Source organism: Pseudomonas sp. S3E12 (assembly GCF_001702295.1).
GTDB classification, from domain to species: Bacteria; Pseudomonadota; Gammaproteobacteria; order Pseudomonadales; family Pseudomonadaceae; genus Aquipseudomonas; species Aquipseudomonas marginalis.
Genome location: NZ_MBDT01000032.1, coordinates 195708 through 220257, shown reverse-complemented (window position 1 = coordinate 220257; position 24550 = coordinate 195708). Strand labels below are relative to the sequence as shown.

21 protein-coding genes and 1 pseudogene are annotated in these 24550 nt (G+C 62.2%); 14 read left to right on the top strand and 8 right to left on the bottom strand.

Annotated elements, in window-relative coordinates:
• Nucleotides 1-20 precede the first annotated feature (20 nt).
• From BB029_RS25450 to BB029_RS25415, 8 genes are all read left to right on the top strand, one after another.
• A complete protein-coding gene (locus BB029_RS25450) occupies nt 21-1331 on the top strand; it encodes a sugar ABC transporter substrate-binding protein (RefSeq protein WP_065941270.1) in 1311 nt (436 codons plus the stop codon).
• Nucleotides 1332-1465: 134 nt separating this feature from the next.
• Complete coding sequence (locus BB029_RS25445) at nt 1466-2356, top strand: carbohydrate ABC transporter permease (protein WP_051429369.1); 891 nt, start codon at nt 1466-1468, stop codon at nt 2354-2356.
• Nucleotides 2357-2366: 10 nt separating this feature from the next.
• A complete protein-coding gene (locus tag BB029_RS25440) occupies nt 2367-3197 on the top strand; it encodes a carbohydrate ABC transporter permease (protein WP_027606403.1) in 831 nt (276 codons plus the stop codon).
• A 23-nt stretch (nt 3198-3220) separates the two neighbouring features.
• A complete protein-coding gene (locus BB029_RS25435) occupies nt 3221-4324 on the top strand; it encodes an ABC transporter ATP-binding protein (protein ID WP_065941269.1) in 1104 nt (367 codons plus the stop codon).
• A 15-nt stretch (nt 4325-4339) separates the two neighbouring features.
• A complete protein-coding gene (locus tag BB029_RS25430) occupies nt 4340-5821 on the top strand; it encodes a mannitol dehydrogenase family protein (RefSeq protein ID WP_065941268.1) in 1482 nt (493 codons plus the stop codon).
• Nucleotides 5822-6010: 189 nt separating this feature from the next.
• Nucleotides 6011-7492, top strand: a complete 1482-nt coding sequence (gene xylB, locus BB029_RS25425) for a xylulokinase (protein WP_065941267.1) — start codon at nt 6011-6013, stop codon at nt 7490-7492.
• 12 nt (nt 7493-7504) lie between these two features.
• Entirely contained in the window at nt 7505-8443 is a 939-nt protein-coding gene (locus BB029_RS25420) for a carbohydrate kinase (RefSeq protein ID WP_065941266.1), read from the top strand.
• A gap of 84 nt (nt 8444-8527) precedes the next feature.
• Nucleotides 8528-8797, top strand: coding sequence for a DUF2790 domain-containing protein (locus BB029_RS25415; protein WP_065941265.1), 270 nt, complete (start codon nt 8528-8530; stop codon nt 8795-8797).
• 61 nt (nt 8798-8858) lie between these two features.
• Here BB029_RS25415 and BB029_RS25410 read toward each other — a convergent pair whose 3' ends face one another.
• The gene (locus BB029_RS25410) at nt 8859-9128 is read right to left on the bottom strand and encodes a DUF1652 domain-containing protein (RefSeq protein WP_027606409.1); all 270 of its coding nucleotides are present in this window, start codon (nt 9126-9128) and stop codon (nt 8859-8861) included.
• A gap of 233 nt (nt 9129-9361) precedes the next feature.
• The gene (ilvA, locus tag BB029_RS25405; protein WP_083236490.1) at nt 9362-10384 is read right to left on the bottom strand and encodes a threonine ammonia-lyase, biosynthetic; all 1023 of its coding nucleotides are present in this window, start codon (nt 10382-10384) and stop codon (nt 9362-9364) included.
• 249 nt (nt 10385-10633) lie between these two features.
• Between ilvA and BB029_RS25400 the strand changes: the two genes are divergently transcribed.
• Nucleotides 10634-10837 (top strand): ParD-like family protein, encoded by a 204-nt coding sequence (locus BB029_RS25400; protein WP_065941264.1) that lies wholly within the window; start codon nt 10634-10636, stop codon nt 10835-10837.
• Nucleotides 10834-11589, top strand: a complete 756-nt coding sequence (gene map / locus BB029_RS25395; protein WP_065941263.1) for a type I methionyl aminopeptidase — start codon at nt 10834-10836, stop codon at nt 11587-11589. Before BB029_RS25400 ends, map begins: the two co-directional genes overlap by 4 nt.
• 32 nt (nt 11590-11621) lie before the next feature.
• On the opposite strand, the gene BB029_RS25390 is transcribed toward map, so the two are convergent.
• Complete coding sequence (locus BB029_RS25390; RefSeq protein WP_065941262.1) at nt 11622-13208, bottom strand: RimK family protein; 1587 nt, start codon at nt 13206-13208, stop codon at nt 11622-11624.
• A 94-nt stretch (nt 13209-13302) separates the two neighbouring features.
• On the opposite strand from BB029_RS25390, the pseudogene BB029_RS25385 reads away from it, so the two are divergent.
• A pseudogene (locus BB029_RS25385) lies at nt 13303-13752 on the top strand (GNAT family N-acetyltransferase); the annotation flags it as partial.
• On the opposite strand, the gene sfnG reads toward BB029_RS25385, so the two are convergent.
• Nucleotides 13748-14833 carry a dimethylsulfone monooxygenase SfnG gene (gene sfnG / locus BB029_RS25380; RefSeq protein WP_065941260.1) on the bottom strand — a complete coding sequence of 362 codons (1086 nt, stop codon included), beginning with the start codon at nt 14831-14833 and terminating at the stop codon, nt 13748-13750. The pseudogene BB029_RS25385 and the gene sfnG sit on opposite strands and share 5 nt — an antisense overlap.
• A gap of 268 nt (nt 14834-15101) precedes the next feature.
• On the opposite strand from sfnG, the gene BB029_RS25375 reads away from it, so the two are divergent.
• Nucleotides 15102-16340, top strand: a complete 1239-nt coding sequence (locus BB029_RS25375; protein ID WP_065941259.1) for an acyl-CoA dehydrogenase family protein — start codon at nt 15102-15104, stop codon at nt 16338-16340.
• A 12-nt stretch (nt 16341-16352) separates the two neighbouring features.
• Here the strand turns inward: BB029_RS25375 and BB029_RS25370 are convergent, their stop codons facing one another.
• The 4 genes from BB029_RS25370 to BB029_RS25355 all read right to left on the bottom strand — a co-directional run bounded on the left by BB029_RS25370 (nt 16353) and on the right by BB029_RS25355 (nt 20068).
• A complete protein-coding gene (locus BB029_RS25370) occupies nt 16353-17138 on the bottom strand; it encodes a sulfite exporter TauE/SafE family protein (protein WP_027606416.1) in 786 nt (261 codons plus the stop codon).
• 91 nt (nt 17139-17229) lie between these two features.
• Nucleotides 17230-18000 (bottom strand): class I SAM-dependent methyltransferase, encoded by a 771-nt coding sequence (locus BB029_RS25365; protein ID WP_065941258.1) that lies wholly within the window; start codon nt 17998-18000, stop codon nt 17230-17232.
• Nucleotides 18001-18058: 58 nt separating this feature from the next.
• A complete protein-coding gene (locus tag BB029_RS25360; RefSeq protein WP_065941257.1) occupies nt 18059-19363 on the bottom strand; it encodes an ATP-binding protein in 1305 nt (434 codons plus the stop codon).
• Nucleotides 19364-19366: 3 nt separating this feature from the next.
• Complete coding sequence (locus BB029_RS25355; RefSeq protein WP_065906561.1) at nt 19367-20068, bottom strand: response regulator transcription factor; 702 nt, start codon at nt 20066-20068, stop codon at nt 19367-19369.
• A gap of 171 nt (nt 20069-20239) precedes the next feature.
• On the opposite strand from BB029_RS25355, the gene BB029_RS25350 reads away from it, so the two are divergent.
• Complete coding sequence (locus tag BB029_RS25350; RefSeq protein WP_065941256.1) at nt 20240-21397, top strand: efflux RND transporter periplasmic adaptor subunit; 1158 nt, start codon at nt 20240-20242, stop codon at nt 21395-21397.
• A gap of 12 nt (nt 21398-21409) precedes the next feature.
• A complete protein-coding gene (locus BB029_RS25345; protein WP_065941255.1) occupies nt 21410-24499 on the top strand; it encodes an efflux RND transporter permease subunit in 3090 nt (1029 codons plus the stop codon).
• The last annotated feature ends 51 nt before the right edge of the window (nt 24500-24550 follow it).

Sequence of the window (24550 nt, the reverse complement as noted above, 5' to 3'; positions counted from 1 at the left end):
GCGCGGAAATGGAGTGCGCGATGAAGTTCACAGCAAAAGCTCTGCTTGCCTGTACCTGTATGACCCTCAGCGCCGTCAGCCTTGGCGCGCAAACCCTGACCATTGCCACCGTCAACAACAGCGACATGATCCGCATGCAGAAGCTCTCGAAAACCTTCGAGGCCGAGCATCCGGAAATCAAGCTGAACTGGGTGGTGCTGGAAGAAAACGTGCTGCGCCAACGCCTGACCACTGACATCGCCACCCAGGGCGGGCAGTTCGATGTGTTGACCATCGGCATGTACGAAGCCGCACTCTGGGGCACCAAGGGTTGGCTGGAACCGATGAAGGACCTGCCGGCGTCCTACGACCTCGACGACGTATTCCCTTCCGTGCGTGACGGTTTGTCGGTCAAGGGTTCGCTGTACGCCCTGCCGTTCTATGCGGAAAGCTCGATCACCTATTACCGCACCGACCTGTTCAAGGACGCCGGGCTGAGCATGCCCGAGCACCCGACCTGGAGCCAGATCGGCGAATTCGCGGCCAAACTCACCGACAAGAGCAAAGAGCAATACGGCCTGTGCCTGCGCGGCAAAGCCGGTTGGGGCGAGAACATGGCGCTGATCACCACCCTGGCCAACGGCTACGGTGCGCGCTGGTTCGATGAAAAGTGGCAGCCTGAATTCAACGGCCCCGAGTGGAAGGACGCGCTGAACTTCTACGTCGACAACATGAAGAAATCCGGCCCGCCGGGTGCTTCCAGCAACGGTTTCAACGAAAACCTGGCGCTGTTCAACAGCGGCAAGTGCGCGATCTGGGTCGATGCCAGCGTCGCCGGATCGTTCGTCACCGACAAGACCCAAAGCAAAGTGGCCGACCATGTGGGCTTCACCTTTGCCCCCCACGAAAAAACCGACAAAGGCACGTCGTGGCTGTACTCCTGGAGCCTGGCGATCCCGACCAGCTCCAAGGCCAAGGACGCCGCCAAGGTGTTCACCAGTTGGGCCACCTCCAAGGAATACGGTGCCTTGGTCGCCAAGACCGACGGCGTTGCCAACGTGCCGCCAGGTACGCGCAAGTCGACCTACAGCGACGAGTACATGAAGGCCGCGCCGTTCGCCAAGGTGACCCTGGAATCGCTGAAAGTCGCCGACCCGACCAAGCCGACCCTCAAGCCGGTGCCGTATATCGGTATCCAGTTGGTGACCATTCCCGAGTTCCAGGCGATTGGCACCCAGGTCGGCAAGTTCTTCTCGGGTGCGCTGACCGGTCAGCAGACGGTCGATGCGGCATTGACTGCGGCGCAGACCACCACCGAGCGGGAAATGAAGCGGGCCGGTTACCCCAAGTAACCCCCGATCCTGTAGGAGCGAGCTTGCTCGCGAAAAAGGTACATCCGACGCCGCAATGCGCCTGAAATACCTTCGCGAGCAAGCTCGCTCCTACAGGGGTTTTGCGCACCTGTACCTGACTGGCCTTGATTATCATGAATACATCCGCCAAAAACCGCCTGGCCAACCCCGGCTGGTTCCTCGTCACGCCCTCGGTCGCCCTGCTGCTGCTGTGGATGATCGTGCCGCTGGGCATGACCCTGTACTTTTCACTGATCCGCTACAACCTGCTCTACCCCGGCGAGAACCAATTCGTGGGGCTGGAGAACTTCACCTACTTCATCACCGACTCGGGTTTCCTGCCCGGCGCCACCAATACGTTGTTGCTGGTGGGCAGCGTGCTGCTGATCAGCGTGGTGTTCGGCGTGTTGATCAGTGCCCTGCTGGAGGCCAGTGAGTTTCTGGGGCGCGGCATCGTCCGGGTGCTGTTGATTTCGCCGTTCTTCATCATGCCCACCGTCGGTGCGCTGATCTGGAAGAACCTGATTTTCCACCCGGTGTCGGGGATTCTCGCCGCCGTGTGGAAGTTCTTCGGCGCCGAGCCGGTGGACTGGCTGGCGCACTACCCGTTGCTGTCGATCATCATCATTGTGTCGTGGCAATGGCTGCCGTTCGCCATCCTGCTGCTGATGACCGCCATGCAGTCCCTCGACCAGGAACAGAAGGAAGCCGCACGCCTGGACGGTGCCGGCGCCATCGCGATTTTCTGGCACTTGACCCTGCCCCACCTGGCCCGCCCGATTGCCGTGGTGGTGATGATCGAGACCATCTTCCTGCTCTCGGTATTCGCCGAAATCTTCACCACCACCAACGGTGGCCCCGGCTACGCCTCGACCAACCTCGCCTACCTGATCTACAACCAGGCATTGGTGCAGTTCGACGTGGGCATGGCCTCGGCCGGCGGCTTGATCGCCGTGGTCATCGCCAATATCGCGGCGATCATCCTGGTGCGGATGATCGGCAAAAACCTGACTGACAAACCTTGAGGGCCGCGCCATGACGCTTCAACAATCCCGCCGCCTGCAAAGCCTGTTGCTCGGCACCCTGGCCTGGGCCATCGCGATCCTGATTTTCTTCCCGATCTTCTGGATGGTGCTGACCAGCTTCAAGACCGAAATCGACGCGTTCGCCACGCCGCCGCAGTTCATCTTCACGCCGACCCTGGAGAACTACCTGCACATCAACGAGCGCAGCAACTACTTCAGCTATGCCTGGAACTCGGTGCTGATTTCATTCAGCGCCACCGCCCTGTGCCTGCTGATTTCGGTGCCGGCCGCCTACTCCATGGCGTTCTACGAAACCAAACGCACCAAGAGCACGCTGCTGTGGATGCTCTCCACCAAGATGCTGCCGCCCGTGGGCGTGCTGATGCCCATCTACCTGCTGGCCAAGAGCTTTGGCCTGCTGGATACGCGCATCGCGCTGATCATCATCTACACCCTGATCAACCTGCCGATCGTGGTCTGGATGGTTTACACCTATTTCAAGGACATCCCCAAGGACATCCTCGAAGCCGCGCGCCTGGACGGCGCCACGCTGTGGCAGGAAATGGTCCGGGTGCTGCTGCCGATCGCCAAAGGCGGCCTGGCCTCCACGGTGCTGCTGTCGCTGATCCTGTGCTGGAACGAGGCCTTCTGGTCGCTGAACCTGACCTCGTCCAACGCCGCGCCCTTGACCGCGCTGATCGCCTCCTACTCCAGCCCCGAAGGCTTGTTCTGGGCCAAATTGTCTGCCGTCTCGACCCTGGCCTGTGCGCCGATCCTGATCTTTGGCTGGATCAGCCAGAAACAGCTGGTGCGCGGTTTGTCCTTCGGCGCAGTTAAATAATAATTTCTAGCGGAGGGCCCATCATGGCCAACCTCAAAATCAAGAATCTGCAAAAAGGCTTCGAAGGTTTCTCGATCATCAAGGGCATCGACCTGGAAGTGAACGACAAGGAATTCGTGGTGTTCGTCGGCCCCTCGGGCTGCGGTAAATCCACCCTGCTGCGCCTGATCGCCGGCCTGGAAGAAGTCACCGAAGGCACCATCGAACTGGATGGCCGCGACATCACCGAAGTGACCCCAGCCAAACGCGACCTGGCCATGGTGTTCCAGACTTACGCGCTGTATCCACATATGAGCGTGCGAAAAAACATGTCGTTTGCCCTGGACCTGGCCGGCGTCGACAAGCAGCTGGTGGAGAGCAAGGTCAACGAAGCGGCGCGCATCCTCGAACTGGGCCCGCTGCTGGAGCGCAAGCCCAAGCAACTCTCCGGTGGCCAGCGCCAGCGCGTGGCGATCGGCCGCGCCATCGTGCGCAACCCGAAGATTTTCCTGTTCGACGAACCGCTGTCCAACCTCGACGCCGCCCTGCGCGTGCAGATGCGCCTGGAACTGGCGCGCCTGCACAAAGAGCTGCAAGCGACCATGATCTACGTGACCCATGACCAGGTCGAAGCCATGACCCTGGCCGACAAGGTAGTGGTGCTCAACAGCGGCCGCATCGAGCAGGTCGGCTCGCCGCTGGAGCTCTATCACCAGCCGGCCAACCTGTTTGTGGCGGGTTTTCTCGGCACGCCGAAAATGGGCTTCCTCAAGGGCAAGGTCACCCGCGTCGACGGCCAGGGCTGTGAGGTGCAGCTGGACGCCGGCACCCTGATCAGCCTGCCGCTCAGCGGCGCCAGCTTGAGCGTGGGCAGCGCGGTGACCCTGGGCATTCGTCCGGAGCACCTGGAAATCGCGTCGCCTGGGCAAACCACCCTTACGGTGACGGCCGACGTCGGCGAGCGCCTGGGAAGCGACACCTTCTGCCACGTCATCACCTCGAATGGCGAGCCGCTGACCATGCGGATTCGCGGTGATATGGCCAGCCAGTATGGCGAGACGCTGCACCTGCACCTGGATCCGGCGCACTGCCATCTGTTCGACACCGACGGCGTGGCTGTGGCCCGTCCACTGCGCGCTGCCGCCTGATTTGCGAGATTTGTGATGAAACTGAATAAACAGAACCTCACCCAACTGGCGCCGGAAATCAAACTGCCGGCCTACGCCATTGCGAGTACCTCCCAGGGTATCGCCCATATCGGCGTCGGCGGCTTCCACCGCGCGCACCAGGCGTATTACACCGATGCACTGATGAACACCGGCGAGGGCCTGGACTGGAGCATCTGCGGCGTCGGCCTGCGCAGCGAGGACCGCAAGGCCCGCGATGACCTGGCCGGCCAGGACTACCTGTTCACCCTGTACGAACTGGGCGACACCGACGACACCGAAGTGCGCGTGATCGGTTCGATCAGCGACATGCTGCTGGCCGAAGACGGCGCCCAGGCATTGATCGACAAACTGGCCAGCCCCGCCATTCGTATCGTCTCGCTGACCATCACCGAAGGCGGCTACTGCATCGACGACAGCAACGGCGAATTCATGGCCCACCTGCCGCAGATCCAGCACGACCTGGCTCATCCGTCGTCGCCAAAAACCGTGTTCGGTTTTATCTGCGCGGCATTGACCCAGCGCCGCGCGGCCGGCATCCCGGCGTTTACCGTGATGTCCTGCGATAACCTGCCCCACAATGGCGCTGTCACGCGCAAGGCACTGCTGGCGTTCGCCGCCCTGCACGATGCCGAGCTGCATGACTGGATCAAGGCCCATGTGAGCTTCCCGAACGCCATGGTCGACCGCATCACGCCGATGACCAGCACCGCCCACCGCCTGCAACTGCACGATGAACACGGCATCGACGATGCCTGGCCAGTTGTCTGCGAACCCTTTGTGCAGTGGGTGCTGGAAGACAAATTCGTCAACGGCCGCCCGGCGTGGGAAAAGGTCGGCGTGCAGTTCACCGACGATGTGACGCCCTATGAAGAGATGAAGATCGGCCTGCTCAACGGCAGCCACCTGGCCCTGACCTACCTGGGGTTTCTCAAGGGTTATCGGTTTGTACACGAGACCATGAACGACCCGCTGTTCGTGGCCTACATGCGCGCCTACATGGACCTCGACGTCACGCCGAACCTGGCGCCGGTACCGGGCATCGACCTGACCGACTACAAGCAGACCCTGGTGGACCGCTTCTCCAACCAGGCGATTGCCGACCAGCTGGAGCGGGTGTGTTCGGACGGCTCGTCGAAGTTTCCCAAGTTCACCGTGCCAACCATCAACCGCCTGATTGCCGACGGCCGTGAGACCGAGCGTGCGGCGCTGGTCGTTGCGGCCTGGGCCTTGTATTTGAAGGGCGTGGATGAGAATGGCGTGAGCTATAAAATCCCCGACCCGCGTGCGGAGTTCTGCCAGGGGCTGGTGAGCGATGATGGGTTGATCAGCCAGCGGTTGCTGGCAGTGGAAGAGATTTTCGGTACGGCTATTCCCAACTCGCCTGAGTTTGTGGCAGCGTTCGAGCGGTGCTATGGGAGCCTGCGTGACAAAGGCGTAACCGCTACCCTGAAGCACCTCCTGAAGAAACCGATTTAAGTGCGGGAGGGGGCTTGCTGTGGTACGGGCTTGCTGTGGTGAGCGGGCTTGCCCCGCGCCAGGCTGCGAAGCAGCCCACAAATCTGTGGTGAACCCGTCGGGGGACAAGCCCCACTCACCACAGCAAGCCCCCTCCCACACTGGACCGGGTTGCCAATCCAAAAAAATAACACCGCTGAGCACACCCTCATGACCCAGCAAAACCTGTTCCTCGGCATCGACTGCGGCACCCAAGGCACCAAGGCCATCGTCCTCGACGCGTCCAGCGGCAAGGTGCTGGGCCTGGGCGCCGCCGCGCACACCCTGATCAGCGGCGCCAATGGCCGTCGCGAGCAGCACACCCAGGAATGGCTGGACGCCTTTACCGAAGCCACCCACCGCGCCTTGCAACAGGCCGGCGTGGACGGCCAGGACATCCTCGGCATCGGCGTATCCGGCCAGCAGCACGGCCTGGTGTTGCTGGATGACAGCGGCCAGGTGCTGCGCCCGGCCAAGCTGTGGTGCGACACCGAAACCGCGCCGGAGAACGAGCGCCTGCTGGCCTACCTGGGCGGCGAAAGCGGCTCGCTGGAACGCCTGGGCGTGGCGATTGCGCCGGGCTACACCGTGTCGAAACTGCTGTGGACCCGCGAGCAGCACCCGGATGTGTTCGCGCGCATCGCCCATGTGCTGCTGCCCCACGACTACCTCAACTACTGGCTCACCGGCCGCGCGGTCGCGGAATACGGCGATGCCTCGGGCACCGGTTACTTCAACGTGCGCACCCGCACCTGGGATAGGGCACTGCTCAAGCACATCGACCCCAGCGGCCGTCTCGAAGCTGCGCTGCCGACATTGATCGAAGCCGATCAAAGCGTAGGCACGATCCTGCCGGCCATCGCCGAACGCCTGGGCATCAACCCCAATGCCAGGGTGTCCAGCGGCGGCGGCGACAACATGATGGGTGCCATCGGCACGGGCAATATCGCCCCCGGCGTGATCACCATGAGCCTGGGCTCATCCGGCACCGTGTATGCCTTCGCCGACCAGCCCAATGTCAGCCCCCAGGCGTCGGTCGCCACGTTCTGCTCATCCAGCGGCGGCTGGCTGCCGTTGATCTGCACCATGAACCTGACCAACGCTACCGGGGTGATTCGCGAGTTGTTCGAGCTGGACCTCAACGCCTTCAACGCACTGGTCGAGCAAGCCCCGATTGGCGCCGATGGCGTCAGCATGCTGCCGTTCCTCAACGGCGAACGCGTACCCGCCCTGCCCCACGCCACCGGCAGCCTGCATGGGCTGACCATGACCAACCTGACCCGTGCCAACCTGTGCCGCGCGGTGGTCGAAGGCACCACGTTCGGCCTGCGCTACGGTCTCGACCTGCTACGCCACACCGGCCTTCAAAGCCAGAGCATCCGCCTGATCGGCGGTGGTTCGAAAAGCCCGGTGTGGCGGCAGATGGTCGCCGATATCATGAACACCGAAGTGATCTGCACCGAACAAAGCGAAGCCGCCGCCCTGGGCGCGGCGATCCAGGCGGCGTGGAACCAGCCCGGCGAGTCCCTGGCCAGCCTGTGCGACAAATGCGTGAGCGTCGACCTCGCCAGCCGTACCCTGCCGGTGGCGGCCAATGTCAGCGCCTACCAACTGGCTTACGAGCGCTATCAACAGCACGTGGCAACCCTTTAAGAGCGAACGACTATGTATCTGGTGTGTGGTGAAGCGCTGTTTGATTTTTTCAGCGAGGAAGATGCCAGCGGGCAGGCCTCCAAGGTCACTTACAAGGCAATTGCCGGCGGTTCACCGTTCAACGTCGCGGTGGGTTTGCGCCGCCTGGGCGTCGAGGCCGGGCTGTTCGGCGGCCTGTCCAGCGACTTCCTCGGGCGCCGGCTGTTGCACGTGCTCAGGGATGAAGGCGTCAGCGAGCAGTTCCTGGTGGAGTTCGCCGCGCCGACCACCTTGTCGATGGTCGCCGTGGGCGCCGACGGTTCACCGCAGTACAACTTCCGGGGTGAAGGCTGCGCCGACCGACTGCTGGAAGTCGCCCACCTGCCGGCGCTGGGGCCTGATATTCGCGGCCTGCATATCGGTTCGTTCTCGCTGGTGGTGCAACCGATCGGCGACACCCTGCTGAACCTGGTCAAGCGCGAAAGCGGCAAGCGCCTGATCAGCCTCGACCCCAACGTGCGCCTTAATCCGCAGCCGGATATCCAGCTGTGGCGCGACCGTGTCGCCGATTTGGCCCAGCATGCCGACCTGATCAAGGTCAGCGACGAAGACCTGCACCTGCTCTACCCCGGCCAGTCGCCGGAAAGCGTGCTGCAAGGCTGGCTGCAACACCGTTGCCAACTGGTGTTCCTCACCCGTGGCGGCGATGGCGCCAGTGTGTTCAGCCGTCAGCATGGCACCTGGTCGCAACCGGCACAGCGCGTGGTGATGGCGGATACCGTGGGTGCCGGGGATACCTTCCAGGCCGCATTGATTGCCTGGCTGACCGAGCACCAATTGGACTCGGTGGAAGGCCTGCAACAACTGACCCGCGCGCAGATCGACGCCATGCTCGGCTTCGCCATCCGCGCTGCGGCACTGACGTGCGGCAAGACCGGGCCGGACTTGCCGTATCGCCAGCAGCTTGGATGAAGGTTTTGTCAGCCAGGGAAAAATTAATCGATGGTTAATCCCGCAAGTCGAGAGTGAAATTCCACTCACTTGCGGAGCACCACCATGAAACTGCACACCTTAATGCTCGGCGGCGCCCTGGCGCTGGCGGCAGTGTCGGGCCTGGCCCGGGCTGACGATCAAACCCAGTCGGTCAAACCCGTGCCTTACCATTACGGCATGCCGATGAACATTGCCAAGGTCCTGGCCATGAACGAAACCCCAACCAGCGACTGCAAAGTCATCAAGGCGGATATCAAGTTCCTGGACAAAGCGGGCAAAGTGGAAGACGTGAGCTACCGGAAAATGTCCGAAGCCTGCGATTTCCAGAATTGATGGGCGAACGTAAACAGCATTGGGCCTGGCATTTACCAGGCCCACCGTTCATGACCAACGATCAGTAGTAACCGCGCCCTCCAGCCCGCTGCTGGACAGGTGCATGGCTGTGCTTGAGGTCTTCACGCAACCCGGTGATCAGGTTGCAAATAGCTCGACTGCTGTCGAGTTTGTCGGCGTTTATACCTTTGACTTCCAAATCCACCCGGTCACGGTCGCGGTCGTCGTAGACCTTGATCGTCAGCGAAGCATCTTCGGCTTTGGTGCATTCGCACCGTTTAGGCAGGAAACTTCCTTCAATAATGCTGCGAAGTTCTAATTCCGAAAGCATGGCCAACCTCTCCTTTTTTGAGACTTGCCAATCGATTGTTATAGATCTGCAGGCCCGTGCCTGCCACGTCTCGCCAGCCCTGGAAGACGCTTACCTTTACCAGCCTACTCGGCAAATTCCGTTTTTGTTGTAACTTTTCTTCATAAGCAATGTAGGAATTTATATAGCTTAGGTCACCCCAGTTAAATCATCGTCGAACCGCTTCGATTAATCGTTTAACCCCACGCTTCGAATTAAACTGCAGCTTGTGCCGCCACTCTTTCAGCAACATATCGCAAACTATCAAAGTTGATATTTGCACCTGAGTTAACCGCGACCAAGGTCTGTCCACTCACCCCACGACTGGCCACGTACTTGCGAACCCCCGCCACCGCCAGCGCACCGGAAGGTTCGGTGATGGAACGTGTATCGTCATAGATCAACTTCATCGCGCTGCACAGTTCGTCATTGCTGACGGTGATCACTTCGTCGACCCAATCGCGGCAGATCTCAAAGCCATAGGCGCCGATCTGCGCGACCGCGGTGCCATCGGCGAACCCGTCGACACTCGGCAACACCACCCGCTCCCCGGCCCGCAGTGCGGCGAGCAGGCAACTGGAGCCTTCGGGTTCGACCCCGATGATGCGCACCTCGGGCCGCAGGTATTTGACGTAGGCCGCAATGCCGGCGATCAGGCCACCGCCGCCCACGGGCACGAAGATCGCGTCCAACGGACCTTGTTGCTGGCGCAGGATTTCCATGGCCACCGTGCCCTGGCCGGCGATCACCTCCGGGTCATCGAAGGGCGAGACGAAGGTGCAGCGGGACATCTCGGCCAGTTGCAGCGCATGGGCCAGGGCAAACGGGAAGCTCTCGCCGTGCAGCACCGCTTCGGCGCCCCGGGAGCGCACGCCCAGCACCTTCAATTCCGGCGTACTGCACGGCATCACGATCCGCGCCTGGAGCCCCAGCGTCTTCGCCGCCAGTGCCACGCCTTGCGCATGGTTACCCGCCGACGCCGTCACCACACCGCGCGCTTTCTGCGCGCCGGTAAGCTGCACCAGCTTGTTGTAAGCGCCGCGAATCTTGAAGGAAAAGGTCGGTTGCAGGTCTTCACGCTTGAGCAGCACCTGGTTGCCGAGCATTGCCGAGAGTGCCGGTGCGGCTTGCAGGGGCGTGCGCACCGCGAGGTCATAGACCGGCGCGGCGAGGATCTTTTTCACATAGTGTTCAAGCAATGCCGTATCAGCGGTAGACGGGGCGGGGCACGTGCTCATGGGGTGTCTCCTGGTTTTTAAAGGCCCTGGAGACGGAACAAACAAAACCCGCCTCTAAGGCGGGTTGGGGTGCAGCCGTGTGCTATCCCGCCAAATGAGGAATGGCGGTAATAATGCTTGGCTGGCTGCGGAAGGCTGGATAGGTCATGCCTGGAAATTAACCGGCCATCCGGATCAAGTCAACATCATGTTTACTGACGACATACGAAACATATACGATTCGTATGTCCAACCACTACAGTGAACCTCATGGGCATCGTCAAGATCAGCGACCAACTGCACGAACAACTGCGCCTGGCCAGTGCGGCCATGGACCGTTCCATCAACGCCCAGGCCGAATTCTGGATCAAGGTCGGCCTGCTCGCCGAGTTGAACCCCAGCCTGCCCTACCACGACTTGATCAACAAACTGCTGCTGGACAAGCCCGACCTGATCCGGGGGCGCAGCCAATGATCAAGACCACCGCCCAACTGGCTGTAATGCGTGAATCCGGACGCCTGCTGGCCCAGGTATTCGACATGCTCGACGGATTTGTCGCCGCCGGCCGTTCCACCCTGGAACTGGACAGCGCCGTCGAAGCCTTTATCCGCAACGAATTGAAAGCCCGCCCCGCCAGCCTCGGGCAATACGACTACCCCTTCTCCATCAACACCTCGATCAACGAGGTGGTGTGCCATGGCATGCCCAGCGCCAAGGAAATCCTCAAGGACGGCGACATCGTCAACATCGACATCACCCTGGAAAAAGGCGGTTTTATCGCCGACTCCAGCAAGATGTACATGATCGGCACCGTCGCGCCCAAGGCGCGGCGCCTGGTGGACATGACCTTCGAGGCGATGTGGGCCGGGATCCGCCAGGTCAAGCCCGGCGCCCGCCTGGGGGATATCGGCCATGCGATCCAAAGCCATGCACAGGCCAACGGCTACAGCGTAGTGCGTGAATACTGCGGCCACGGCATCGGCAAGCAGATGCATGAAGAACCGCAGATCCTCCACTTCGGCCGCCCTGGCACCGGGCTGGAACTGCGTGAAGGCATGGTGTTCACCATCGAACCGATGCTCAACCAAGGCGGCGCCAAGGTGCGCAGCCTGAAAGACGGCTGGACGGTGGTGACCAAGGACAACAGCCTATCGGCGCAGTGGGAGCATACGGTGGCGGTGACGGCGGATGGCTTTGAAGTGCTGACCTTGCAAACCCGCCCTTGATTCACCCACCGCCATAGATACTGCCTTGAACCTCACCAGACCTGGCCCTGGCGTTTCAACTCCAGGCGCCGCACGAACTCTTCCAGCACCAGGCTGTACAGGTCGTCCTGCAAGTAGGCATCTTCGATGCCGGCATCGAGGTTGGGGTTGTCGTTGACCTCGATCACCACCACCTTGTCGCCGGACTGCTTGAGGTCCACACCGTAGAGGCCGTCGCCGATCAGGTTGGCGGTCTTCACCGCCAGTTCCACCACCGCCCTGGGCGCTTCATGCACGGCCAGGGTGCGGCATTCGCCGTTGATGGCCTGGCCGATGGCCTTGTGGTTATAGATCTGCCAATGGCCCTTGGACATGAAGTACTGGCAGGCAAAGATCGGCTTGCGGTTGAGTACGCCGATGCGCCAGTCGTACTCGGTGTAGAAGAATTCCTGGGCCAGCAGCAGCACCGAATGCTCGAACAACTCGGCGGTAGCCTTGAGCAAGGCTGCCTGGCTTTCGACCTTGATCACGCCACGGGAGAAGCATCCATCGGGAATCTTCAACACCAGCGGAAACCCGAGGCGCTCGCCGACCCGTTCGAAGTCCTGCGGTCGTTCCTTGTAGAGAATCTCGGTGGCAGGCATACCTAACTGATGGCTGTTGAGCAGGTCGGTAAGGTAGACCTTGTTGGTACAACGCAGGATCGACGCCGGGTCGTCCATCACCACCAGGCCTTCGCTTTCGGCTTTCTTCGCGAAGCGGTAGGTATGGTTGTCGACACTGGTGGTCTCGCGGATCAGCAAGGCGTCGTATTCGGCCAGGCGCGCGTAGTCCTTGCGCTCGATCAGTTCCACATCGATGCCCAGGCCCTTGCCGACGCGGATGAAGTTATCCAAAGCCTTGGCATTGGACGGCGGCAATTGCTCCTGGGGATCATGGAGGATCGCCAGGTCATAACGGGCCAGGCGCCGTGAACGGGGTTGGCGCCAGATCCTGCGGCTGAAGTTATCGAGGGCGTGGGCGAATTGATCTTCCTGATCGTCGCGTAACTTGTGCAATACGCCGGACTTGACCCCTACGATATGCCAACCGTTATGTTTTCTGAACTCAACTAACAAGATCGGACATGGGAATGTTTCAAACAACTGGCGGGCCAATTCCTGCAACGGTTCTATAGTGGTCCTGCCGAAGTAAAGTGTCAGGGTAAACCCTTCGGTATTACTGTAGAGGTGATGACTCAAGGCTTTATCAAGGGTTTTATCCAAGTCGTCCAGCGCCAGGCCGTACAGCGACTTCCTGGTCAGCTCACTGATGGTGCGCACCGAAGGAATCACCTTGTGTCCGCGCGCTTCGGCCAGCAAAGAGCAGTAGTAGCCGTGCCCCAGGTACTTGTAGCTGCGGCACAGGTTGATCACCTGCACCCGCTTGCCTGATTCGTTCTGACGGGTTTGCTCCAGGTACTCCTGGGCGGTGACGATGTCTTCGCTGGGAAAGTAGGAGGCCCAATCTTCCTTGCGTTCAACAATGATCACCACTTGACTGTTACTTCGAGGCGGCGCCAAAAAAAAGCCCTTCGATGTTATTGTCGCCGCGACGATTTGCTCGGATACTTCACGCCAATGACCTTGTACCGCCGACATAATATTTGATCCGCTTTAGAGAACTCGACCTTTTCTATTAAGCACGATCTTTCAGGGAAGTCCCGTTTCGTTACGCAACTTTTACGGCGGTTATATGGCTCTTTTCTCTCGCGTTGCATTACCCGGTGATATACCGGCATTAGTCGCATTGGAACACCAGTGTTTCAGCAGCGACCGGCTCTCATCGCGCAGTTTTCACTGGATGATCAGCCGCGCCCACGGCCAGTTGCGGGTGGCGGAACAGGATGGGCAGTTGCTCGGTTATGCGCTGGTGCTGTTCCGTCGGGGCAGCCGGTTGGCGCGCCTGTACTCCATTGCCGTTGCCGCCCGCGCGCGCGGCCTCGGGCTGGGCAGGCAACTGCTCAGCCATGTCGAGGCCTGCGCGGTGACGCACGGTTGCACCCACCTGCGCCTGGAGGTGCGCACCGACAACCCCGGCGCACTGGCACTGTATGAACGCAATGGCTACCGGCGCTTCGCCGTGGTCAACGGCTACTACGCAGACCACACCTCGGCCCTGCGCCTGGAAAAAACCCTGGTCAGGCCACCTGCTTGATCCCGGCCTTGGCTTCCAGCTCGCGCACCAGCGGCAACACGCGCTTACCGAAGTACTCCACTTCTTCCTGGAAGTGCAGGAAGCCCGCCAGCACCAGGTCTACCCCCACCGCCTTGAGCGCGACGATGCGCTCGGCAATCTGCTGCGGGGTGCCGATCAGGTTGGTCTTGAAGCCATCGTTGTACTGCACCAGGTCTTCAAAGCTGGACTTGGCCCAGTTGCCCTCGCCTTCGGGTGATGCCTTGCCGGCCTGCCTGGCGGCGTCGCCAAAGGCATTCACGGCTTCCGGGTCGGCCTTGTCGATGATCTCTGCGAGCACGGCGCGGGCTTCTTCCTCGGTGTCGCGGGCGATGATGAACGCATTCACGCCGACCTTGACCGAATGGTTGTTGGCGGCGGCCTTGGCGCGAATGTCATCGACCTGGGCCTTGATGCCTTCCGGGGTGTTGCCGTTGGTGAAGTACCAGTCCGACACGCGGGCCGCCATGTCTCGCGCGGCCCGCGAGCTGCCGCCCTGGAACACTTCCGGCTGGCCCAGGGGCTTGGGTTTGAGGGTGTAGTTGTTGAAGCGGTAGAAGTCGCCCTTGAAGGTAAAGTCGTCCTGGGTCCAGATGCCTTTGAGGGCGCGGATGAATTCCTCCGAACGGCGATAACGCTCGTCATGCTCCAGCCAGTGTTCGCCGATGGCCTGGAACTCGCCCTTGAACCAGCCACTGACGATGTTCACCGCAATGCGGCCATTGGTGAGCTGGTCGATGGTCGCCAGTTGCTTGGCCGCCAGCGCCGGCTGCCACGGGCCGGGCAGGATCGCGGCGATGACCTTGAGCGTGGTGGTCGCGGCCAGCAAGGCATGACTGAACGCCACGGACTCATGCTGGTTCTCGGCGCCGTAGCCGGCGGTGAAGCGGATCTGGGTCAGGCCGTATTCGAAGCCGGCTTCCTCGGCCAGTTGCGCCAGTTTGCGGTTGTAGTCGATGCCCCAGTGGGTGCGTTGTTCGATCTTGCTGACCACAAGCCCACCGCTGACGTTGGGCACCCAATAGGCAAATTTCACGGCTTGCTGACTCATCGAACGGTACCTCGCACTAAGGAATGTACTGAGGGGTTGAGCAGCAAGCGTGCCAGGCGCGGGCAAACGCCCATGCCACAAGGGTTGCGACACGAATTCGGGGCTGGGAAGCTTGGAATGCCAATGTCAGGGATTGCAACGCTTTGTCGGTTTGCTGTTGCTGGAGCAACAGTAAACAGCGTGCATCCCCCCGTAAACATTGGGCCTGGCACCCGGCACGGAGTGTGCAATCACTCCCAGCACCGATCACTGCCCCGGAGCCTTGCTCATGACCGAACACCACGTTATCAACCCGCTGTCTGTCGGCGTCGACTACCCCACGCTGGCGGCACGCTTTCGTCCGATTTTCCAGCGCATCGCCGCTGGCGCGGTGGAACGCGAACAAACCCGCGCCCTGCCCCACGAGCCGATCCAGTGGCTCAAGGAGGCCGGCTTCGGCGCGGTGCGGGTGCCGGTGGAATATGGCGGTGGCGGTGCGTCGCTGCCGCAGTTGTTCGAACTGCTGATCGAACTGGCCGAGGCCGACTCCAACGTGCCCCAGGCCCTGCGCGGGCATTTCGCCTTTGCCGAAGACCGCCTGAATGCGCCGCCCAGTGCCGGCCGCGACCTGTGGTTCAAGCGCTTTGTCGACGGCGACATCGTCGGCTGCGCCTGGACCGAAATCGGCACCGTGGCCATCGGCGACGTTGTCACCAAGGTCAGCCCGGACGGCGATCGGTGGAAACTCAACGGTGAAAAGTTCTACAGCACCGGCAGTATTTTCTCCGACTGGATCGACGTGTACGCCCAGCGCAGCGACACCGGCGGCGATGTGATCGCCGCCACCCGCGCACGCCAACCCGGCGTGGAACACAGCGATGACTGGGACGGCTTTGGCCAGCGCACTACCGGCAGCGGCACCTCGCGCTTTACCGATGCGGTGGTGGAGGCGGAAAACGTCATCGACTTTGCGACCCGCTTCAAATACCAGACCGCGTTCTACCAACTTGTCCTGCTGGCCAGCCTCGCCGGTATCGGCCGTGCCGCGTTGCGCGATGTGGCCCACCAGGTGCGCAGCCGCAAGCGCATCTACAGCCATGGCAATGCCCAGCACGTCAGCCAGGATGCCCAGATCCAGCAGGTGGTGGGCGAAGTCGCCGCGTTGGTCTACGCCGCCGAAGCCAGCGCGTTGAAGGCTGCGGTGCCAGCACAACGGGCGTACCTGGCACGGTTCGGTGGGGATGAAGTCGCCGAGCGCGAAGCCAACGTCGCGGCCGAAATCGAGTCAGCCACCGCGCAAGTGGTGGTGTCGGAGCTGATCCAGCGCGCCACCAGTGAGTTGTTCAACGCCCTGGGGGCGTCGGATGTGCGCCAGGGCAAGTCCCTCGACCGCCATTGGCGCAATGCGCGGACCGTGTCGTCGCACAACCCGGTGATCTACAAGGCGCGGATCGTGGGGGACTGGGTGATCAATGGCACCGAGCCGCCGTTTGTGTGGCAGATCGGCAATGGCCCGGCGAAAGCCTGAGGCTGGGCGGGTTCAAAAGGCCAATTTGTAGCCGATGGTCATCAACATGATCGCCAGGCACGGGCGCAATACGCCGTCCGGGACTTTGCCGGTCATGTGGCTGCCGAAGTAAATGCCCGGCAGCGACCCCATCAACAGAAAGCCCAGCAGGTGCCAGTCCATATTGCCCATGCCGGCATGGCCCAGGCCCGCCACCAGGGTCAGGGGCACGGCGTGGGCGATCTCGGTGCCGACCAGGCGGCGCGTGGCCAGGAACGGATAGAGGATAAACAACGCGACCGTGCCGAGGGCGCCGGCGCCGATGGAGGTGAGCGCTACCATGGTCCCCAGCACCGCCCCGGTCACCACGGTCAGGGCATTCAGGTTGCGCGGGTTCATATGGTAGTGATCGCCCGCATGGCGCTGGGCGAACGCCAGCAGGCGTTGCTTGAACAGGATCGCCAGGGCGGTGAGCAGCAGCACCACGCCGAGGGCCTGCTTGATCACTGCGTTCATGGCGCTGGGGTCGGTGTGCAGGCTGGCGAGGAACCACAGGGTCAGCAACACCGCAGGCACGCTGCCCAGGGTGAGCCAGCCGGTGATGGTCCAGTCGATGTTCTTGTTCTTGCTGTGGACCAGCACGCCACCGGATTTGGTGATGGCCGCGTACAGCAGGTCAGTGCCTACGGCCGTGGCCGGGTTGATGCCGAACCACAACAGGATTGGGGTCATCAGCGAGCCCCCGCCTACACCGGTCATGCCGACGATAAAACCAACGATCAGGCCCGCAATTACAAAACCAAAGTTACCCACTTCCATCAACGCTACCCGCGGCCTTATAAATTTCTGGCCGCAGGATAGCGATTTTTCTTATAACGACTTATATCAATATGATCTGACTTTATGCCTTTTATGGCAGTCGACGACAGACATACGCCTGGGTCTGATAAGGAAACGCCACCGTGTCGCGGCCCTTCAGGGCCGGATGGCTGGCGATCAAGCCACGCAACTGCTCGCTCACAAGGGCTTTTTCAGCCTCGGGCAACGCAGCAATAAAGCTCACGGAGAGGAAGCGATCCATGATCACTTCCTGGGGGCTGCCGACGTGGCTATAGGGGAAACAGGTCATTTCGGGGTCGGAAAAGTACTTGCCGTCGAAGGCTTCACGCCAGCGTCCGGAGTGAAAACGCGGGGTGTCACCCTCATAGGGCGTAATGATCGCAGTGATCGCCGCCACCCAGTCCACCGACTCATCGCGCACATTCCACACCAGCCCGAGGCGCCCTTCGGGCTTGAGCACGCGGTGGATTTCCGCCAGCGCGGCCTGGGTGGAGAACCAGTGAAAGGCTTGCGCGCAGACCACGGCGTCGGCGCTGGCGGTTTCCAGGGGGATGGCTTCGGCGGTGCCGTTGACCAGGCGCACGTCCGGCAACAGCCGGGTCAACTGCGCACCCATGGCCTGCACCGGTTCGACGGCGATCAACGTCGGTGCCAGGGTGCTGAGCAGGCGCGTGAACTTGCCGGTGCCGGCGCCCAGGTCGATCACCCGTGAGTGCCCATCGACGCCGAGAACATCCGTGAGCCAGCCCGTGAGTTGCCTGGGATAATTCGGCCGGCCCTGGGCGTAGGTGGCGGCCTGGGTAGAGAAACCTTGTTGAGCAGACGCGTGGACACCAGTCATTGCCAATCTCTCCTCGGGTAAAGCGGGGGCACAGTGTGCGCCTTCCCCGGGAGATTTTCTAATCGGCAGCCGTGGGCAACCACACCCGGAACCGTGCGCCGCCCAACGGCGAGGCCAGTGCGCTCAGGGTGCCGCCTTGGGCCTCGAGGGCTCGCCGGCTGATGGCCAGGCCCAGGCCAAAGCCACCGGTGGCGCGGTCGCGGCTGCGGTCGAGGCGGTAAAAAGGCTCGAAGATACGCTCGCGCTGGTCCAGCGGAATGCCGATGCCATCGTCATCCACCCAGATTTCACAGCCTTTGGCGCAGACCTTGACGCCCACCTGAATGCGCTTGTCGCAGTAACGCGTGGCATTGCGCAGCAGGTTCTGCAGGGCACGGGCGGTGAGGCGCGGGTCGAGGCTGAAGCGTTCCACAGCGCAGTCGAGTGCCACATCGATGACGATCTCGGGGTTTTCCAGCTCGTCATCGACGCTGCCCAGTACGCTGTCGATAAATTCATCGAGCACCACCTCCACACGCTCGGGCAATTGCGTCGGGTTTTGCAGGCGACTGTAGGACAGCAACTCCAGCACCAATTCATCCAGCTCGCGAATATGCGCAACCAGGCCATGCAGGCGCTCGCGACTGGCCTCCGGCAAGTCCTCCGACAACGCCAGGGCCAGGCCGAAATCCAGGCGTGTGAGCGGTGTGCGCAGTTCATGGGAGACCGCGTTGAGCAGATCGCGTTGCTGGTTGAGCAGGTGTTCGATGTCGTCGGCCATGGTGTCGAACACCGACGCCAGGCTGCCGATATTGGAGCTGGGCGGAATGTGTGTGCGCTCGGCCAGGTTGCCCTTGCCCAGTTGCGTGGCGGTGCTTTTCAGGCGTTCGAGATCGCGCCAGTGCGGGCGCAGCCAGAACAGCAGGCAGGCCAGTAACGCCGCACCGATCAGCACGTTCATCGACCAGTACAACAGGTTCATGTCCAGCGGGTCTGGCGGAATGGTCAGCTTGACCACGAACTGCTCGTTGAGCGGCGAGCTGATGTCCTCCATCCAGCCAAACTCCCCCAGGTGAATCACGGGGTTGCCCTGCTCCAGCAGTTTGGCTTCCTGCGTGGTGTAGCTCGCGTCCTGGCGCAACAGCAATTGCACTTTGAGGGGCGCGAAGTCACTGCCCAGTTGCTCGGTCACCTGGGACCAGCGCTCCACCGGCGCGCGCAGGTACTGCTTGACGATCAGCTTCTGCATGCCCCGGGACTGCTCGACGTTGTAGTCCAGGTAGCGGTGCTCGAACAGTTGGATCACCAGCTTGGGAATCAGGAAGATCGCCGCGCTGTAGGTGATGATGGTGATCAGGTAGAGACGTAGCAGTACACGAAACATCGGTCAGCATTCCCACTCGGAACGGCTGAACAGGTAGCCCTTGCCCCACACGGTCTTGATCTTGCGCGCTTCACCGGCGTGGTCGTCGAACTTGCGCCGCAGCTTGGAAATGGCCACGTCCACCGAACGGTCGGTGCCGTTGAACTCGATACCGCGCAGGCGTTGCAGGATCTGGTCGCGGCTGAGCACTTCGCCGGCATGCCGGGCCAGCACCACCAGCAGGTTGTATTCGCCGCTGGACAACTCCACCGCCTGCTCGCGCCAGGTCACGGTGCGCTCCGACAGGTCGATGCACAGGTTGCCCATCAGGATCTGGTCATTGGCCACCTGGGGCTCGGACAGACTGCTGCGCCGCAGCAAGGTGCGCACCCGCGCCAGCAGCACACGCGGCTCGCAGGGTTTGGTCACGTAATCGTCGGCGCCCATTTCCAGGCCCAGCACCTGGTCGTGGCTGTCGTCGCGGGCGGTGAGCATCAGGATCGGCAGGCCCGCCGAGTCGGCGCGCAGCAGGCGGCACACTTGCAGGCCGTCGAGGCCGGGCAGCATCAGGTCGAGGATCACCAGGTCCGGCGGGTTGAGGCGCGCGCGCTCGCGGACGTGGTCGCCACGGCTGAGCACACTGACGTGGTAGCCGTTGCGTTCCAGGTAGCTGGCAATCAGCTCGGAGAGTGCGGCGTCGTCTTCCACCAGGAGGATGTTGGGCATGGTGTTTCCAAATAATGCGGTTTGTTGGTGTGTTGCAGGATTGTGCAAGGATATACGCCCTCGGCGCCCCGCGCGCCGCACCTTACATTTCTTCACAGACGACCTACACAGCTTCACAGCACCACGGCGCAGGTGCCTTTAGGATGCGCCAGTCAATATTGGGATAAGAGCATGTCGAAGAATCTGTTTGCGCCATTTTGCCTGTTGGCCCTGACGCTGGCCCTGAGCGCCTGTGACCAATCGGCCGACGAAGCGCCGCAAATGCCCCTGGCCAAAGTGCGCATCGAAACCCTTGAGGCCAAGCCCCTCTCCATCACCAGCGAATTGAGCGGACGCATCGCCGCGCCGCGCATCGCCGAAGTGCGCGCACGGGTGGCCGGGGTGGTGATGCAACGGGTGTTCAAGGAAGGCCATGACGTCAAACAGGGCGACGTGTTGTTTCGCATCGATCCGGCACCGTTCAAGGCTGACCTGGACAGCGCCCAGGCCAACCTGAGCAAGGCCGAGGCCAATGCGTTCCAGGCGCGCCTGCAGGAGCAGCGCTACAGCCAACTGGTGGAAGGCAATGCCATCAGCGGCCAGGACTACGACAACGCCCGCGCCAACCTGCGCCAGACCAACGCCGAAGTCGCCGCCAACAAGGCCGCCGTCGAGCGCGCCAGGTTGAACCTGGGCTATGCCACCGTGACCGCGCCGATTTCCGGGCGCATCGGCCGCGCCCTGGTGACCGAAGGGGCACTGGTAGGCCAGAACGAAGCCACGCCCCTGGCGATCATCCAGCAACTGGACCCGATCCACGCCGACCTCACCCAGTCCACCCGCGAGCTCAACGACCTGCGCCGCGCCTTCCGCGCCGGCAGCTTGAAGCAGGTCGGCCAGGACCAGGCCAAGGCCACGTTGATCCAGGACGATGGCAGCCTCTACCCGTTGCCGGGCAAGTTGCTGTTCGCCGAGATCAGCGTCGACCCGGGCACCGGGCAGATCATCCTGCGCAGCGAGTTCCCCAACCCGGACCTCGACCTGTTGCCTGGCAGCTTCGTGCGGGTCCGCCTGGAGCAGGCCGTCGACAAACAGGGCATCAGCGTGCCGCAACGCGCCATCACCCGCGACAGCGCCGGCATCCCCATGGTGCTGCTGCTCGACGCCGAGCAGACCGTCAGCCAGCCGCCGGTGGAACTGGGTGCGGTGATCGCTGACCGCTGGGTGGTCAGCCATGGCCTCAAGCCCGGCGACCGTATCGTCGTCGAAGGCCTGCAACACGCGCGCCCCGGTGAAAAAGTCGAGGTCGATGACAGCCCCACACCCGTTGCCCAGGCTTCCGGCCAATAAGGATCTTTGACAATGCCGCAGTTCTTTATTGACCGCCCGATCTTCGCCTGGGTGGTCGCCCTGTTTATCCTGCTGGCCGGCTTGCTGGCCATCCCGCAGTTGCCGGTGGCCCAGTACCCCAACGTCGCGCCGCCGAAGGTGGAAATCTACGCGGTGTACCCGGGCGCCTCGGCCCAGACCCTGGATGAAAGCGTGGTCAGCCTGATCGAGCAGGAGCTCAACGGCGCCGATCACCTGCTGTATTTCGAATCCCAGAGCAGCCTGGGCTCGGCAACGATTACCGCCACGTTCCAGCCCGGCACCAACCCGGAAATGGCCCAGGTCGATGTGCAAAACCGCCTCAAGGCGGTGGAGCCGCGCCTGCCCCAGGCCGTGACCCAGCAGGGTTTGCAGGTGGAGAAAGTCTCCGCCGGGTTCCTGCTGCTGGTGACCCTCACCTCCAACGACGGCAAGCTCGACGACGTGGCGCTCAGCGATTACCTGGCGCGCAACGTGATGAACGAGCTCAAGCGCCTGGACGGGGTCGGCAAGGCCCAGCTGTATGGTGCCGAACGCGCCATGCGCATCTGGATCGACCCGCAGAAACTGATCGGCTTCAACCTCACGCCGGCCGACGTGAATGCCGCGATCAGCGCACAGAACGCCCAGGTCTCGGCTGGTAGCATCGGCGATCTGCCGGGTACCAGGACCCAGGAAATCACCGCCGCGATCCTGGTCAAGGGCCAGCTGTCCACGCCGGCGGAATTCGCCGATATCGTGCTCAAGGCCAACCCGGACGGCTCCACCGTGCGCATCGGCGATGTGGCGCGGGTAGAAGTGGGCAGTCAGGAATACCAGTTTTCCACGCGCCTGAACGGCAAGCCGTCCACCGCCGTCAGCGTGCAACTGGCGCCAGGGGCCAATGCGCTGAACACCGCGACCCTGGTGCGGGCGAAGATGGACGAGCTGTCGCGCTATTTCCCGGCCAATGTGGAATACAAGATCCCGTACGACACCTCGCCGTTCGTCAAGGTCTCGATCACCAAGGTGGTCTATACCCTGCTCGAAGCGATGGCGCTGGTGTTTGCGGTGATGTTCCTGTTCCTGCAGAACGTGCGCTACACCCTGATCCCGACGCTGGTGGTGCCGATCGCGCTGATGGGCACCTTCGCCACCATGCTGTTGCTGGGCTTCTCGATCAACGTGCTGACCATGTTCGGCATGGTGCTGGCCATCGGCATCCTGGTGGATGACGCCATCGTGGTGGTGGAGAACGTCGAACGGATCATGGTCACCGAGGGGCTGTCGCCCAAGGACGCGACGAAGAAAGCCATGGGGCAGATCACGGGCGCCATCGTCGGCATTACCCTGGTGCTGGTCGCGGTGTTCCTGCCGATGGCGTTCATGGCCGGCTCGGTGGGGGTGATCTACCAGCAGTTCTCGCTGTCGATGGCCACCTCGATCCTGTTCTCGGCCTTCCTCGCCCTGACCTTGACCCCAGCCCTGTGCGCCACGCTGCTCAAGCCGATTGCCAAGGGCGAGCACCATGCCAAGGGCGGGTTCTTCGGCTGGTTCAACAAGCGCTTCGAGCAACTCAGCGAGCGCTACGAAGGTTGGGTGGCCTATGCCCTCAAGCGCAGCGGCCGTTACCTGCTGATCTACCTGGTGCTGCTGGTGGGCCTGGGGCTGATGTTCAGCCGCCTGCCCTCCTCGTTCCTGCCGGTGGAAGACCAGGGCTACACCATCACCGACATCCAGCTGCCGCCCGGCGCGAGCAAGAACCGCACGGTGCAGGTGGCCGAACAGATCGAGGCGCATAACGCCGGGGAGCCAGGGGTGGGTGACACCACCATGATCATGGGCTTCAGCTTCTCCGGTTCCGGGCAAAACGCGGCGTTGGCGTTTACCACGCTCAAGGATTGGTCGGAACGCGGCATCGATGACTCCGCCGCCTCGATTGCCGACCGCGCCAACATGGCCTTCAGCGAACTCAAGGACGCGATTGCCTATGCGATCCTGCCGCCCCCGGTGGACGGCCTGGGCACCTCCAGCGGTTTCGAGTTCCGCTTGCAGGACCGTGGCGGTGTTGGCCATGCGGCGTTGATGGCGGCACGTACCGAATTGCTCGACGCCGCCGGAAAAAGCCCGATCCTGACCAACGTGCGCGAAAGTGCCCTGGCCGAGGCGCCGCAAGTGCAGCTGGAAGTCGATCGCAAGCAGGCCAACGCGCTGGGCGTCTCGTTTGCCGATGTGGGCAATGTGCTGTCTTCGGCCATCGGTTCGGCCTATATCAACGACTTCCCCAACCAGGGCCGCATGCAGCGCGTGGTGGTGCAGGCCGAAGGTGACCAGCGCAGCCAGGTGGCGGATTTGATGAAGATCCACGTGCGCAACAAGGATGGAAAGATGGTACCGCTGTCGGCGTTTGTCGAAGCCAAATGGACCCAGGGCCCGGCGCAACTGACGCGGTATAACGGCTACCCCGCCATCGCCATTTCCGGCGAGGCAGCACCGGGGCATAGCACCGGCGAGGCGATGGAAGAAATCCAGCGCCTGGTCAGCCAACTGCCGGCAGGCCTGGGCCAGGAGTGGACGGGGTTGTCGTTGCAGGAACGTTTGTCCGGCTCCCAGGCCCCAATCCTGTTGGGCCTGTCGCTGCTGATCGTGTTCCTGTGCCTGGCGGCTCTGTATGAAAGCTGGTCGATCCCGACGTCGGTGTTGCTGGTGGTGCCGCTGGGCGTGCTCGGCGCGGTGCTGGCGGTGACCTTGCGGGGCATGCCCAACGATGTGTTTTTCAAGGTCGGCCTGATCACCATCATCGGCTTGTCGGCGAAGAACGCGATCCTGATCATCGAGTTCGCCAAGGACCTGTATGACCAGGGCGAAGACCTGATCGACGCCACCCTGAAAGCCGCACGACTCCGGTTGCGCCCGATCATCATGACCTCGCTGGCGTTTATCCTCGGCGTGGTGCCGCTGGCGATTGCCACCGGTGCCAGTTCGGCGAGCCAGCAGGCGATTGGTACCGGGGTAATCGGCGGGATGATCACCGCGACCCTGGCGGTGGTGTTTGTGCCGGTGTTCTTTGTGGTGGTCATGAAGCTGGTGCGCAAAAAGCGCTGAGGCTTTTTGGGGGAGACTGTAACGGTGGCGAGCCCGCTTGCCACAACAAAA

Bases quoted from the DNA above. Each gene is read 5' to 3' on its own strand.
- BB029_RS25365 (WP_065941258.1), bottom strand. From the start codon at position 18,000: ATGACTGGTGTCCACGCGTCTGCTCAACAAGGTTTCTCTACCCAGGCC.
- BB029_RS25415 (WP_065941265.1), top strand. From the start codon at position 8,528: ATGAAACTGCACACCTTAATGCTCGGCGGCGCCCTGGCGCTGGCGGCA.
- BB029_RS25430 (WP_065941268.1), top strand. From the start codon at position 4,340: ATGAAACTGAATAAACAGAACCTCACCCAACTGGCGCCGGAAATCAAA.
- BB029_RS25390 (WP_065941262.1), bottom strand. From the start codon at position 13,208: ATGTCGGCGGTACAAGGTCATTGGCGTGAAGTATCCGAGCAAATCGTC.
- BB029_RS25400 (WP_065941264.1), top strand. From the start codon at position 10,634: ATGGGCATCGTCAAGATCAGCGACCAACTGCACGAACAACTGCGCCTG.
- sfnG (WP_065941260.1), bottom strand. From the start codon at position 14,833: ATGAGTCAGCAAGCCGTGAAATTTGCCTATTGGGTGCCCAACGTCAGC.
- ilvA (WP_083236490.1), bottom strand. From the start codon at position 10,384: ATGAGCACGTGCCCCGCCCCGTCTACCGCTGATACGGCATTGCTTGAA.
- BB029_RS25360 (WP_065941257.1), bottom strand. From the start codon at position 19,363: ATGTTTCGTGTACTGCTACGTCTCTACCTGATCACCATCATCACCTAC.
- BB029_RS25450 (WP_065941270.1), top strand. From the start codon at position 21: ATGAAGTTCACAGCAAAAGCTCTGCTTGCCTGTACCTGTATGACCCTC.
- BB029_RS25435 (WP_065941269.1), top strand. From the start codon at position 3,221: ATGGCCAACCTCAAAATCAAGAATCTGCAAAAAGGCTTCGAAGGTTTC.
- BB029_RS25345 (WP_065941255.1), top strand. From the start codon at position 21,410: ATGCCGCAGTTCTTTATTGACCGCCCGATCTTCGCCTGGGTGGTCGCC.
- BB029_RS25375 (WP_065941259.1), top strand. From the start codon at position 15,102: ATGACCGAACACCACGTTATCAACCCGCTGTCTGTCGGCGTCGACTAC.
- map (WP_065941263.1), top strand. From the start codon at position 10,834: ATGATCAAGACCACCGCCCAACTGGCTGTAATGCGTGAATCCGGACGC.
- BB029_RS25370 (WP_027606416.1), bottom strand. From the start codon at position 17,138: ATGGAAGTGGGTAACTTTGGTTTTGTAATTGCGGGCCTGATCGTTGGT.
- BB029_RS25440 (WP_027606403.1), top strand. From the start codon at position 2,367: ATGACGCTTCAACAATCCCGCCGCCTGCAAAGCCTGTTGCTCGGCACC.
- BB029_RS25420 (WP_065941266.1), top strand. From the start codon at position 7,505: ATGTATCTGGTGTGTGGTGAAGCGCTGTTTGATTTTTTCAGCGAGGAA.
- BB029_RS25355 (WP_065906561.1), bottom strand. From the start codon at position 20,068: ATGCCCAACATCCTCCTGGTGGAAGACGACGCCGCACTCTCCGAGCTG.
- BB029_RS25410 (WP_027606409.1), bottom strand. From the start codon at position 9,128: ATGCTTTCGGAATTAGAACTTCGCAGCATTATTGAAGGAAGTTTCCTG.
- xylB (WP_065941267.1), top strand. From the start codon at position 6,011: ATGACCCAGCAAAACCTGTTCCTCGGCATCGACTGCGGCACCCAAGGC.
- BB029_RS25445 (WP_051429369.1), top strand. From the start codon at position 1,466: ATGAATACATCCGCCAAAAACCGCCTGGCCAACCCCGGCTGGTTCCTC.
- BB029_RS25350 (WP_065941256.1), top strand. From the start codon at position 20,240: ATGTCGAAGAATCTGTTTGCGCCATTTTGCCTGTTGGCCCTGACGCTG.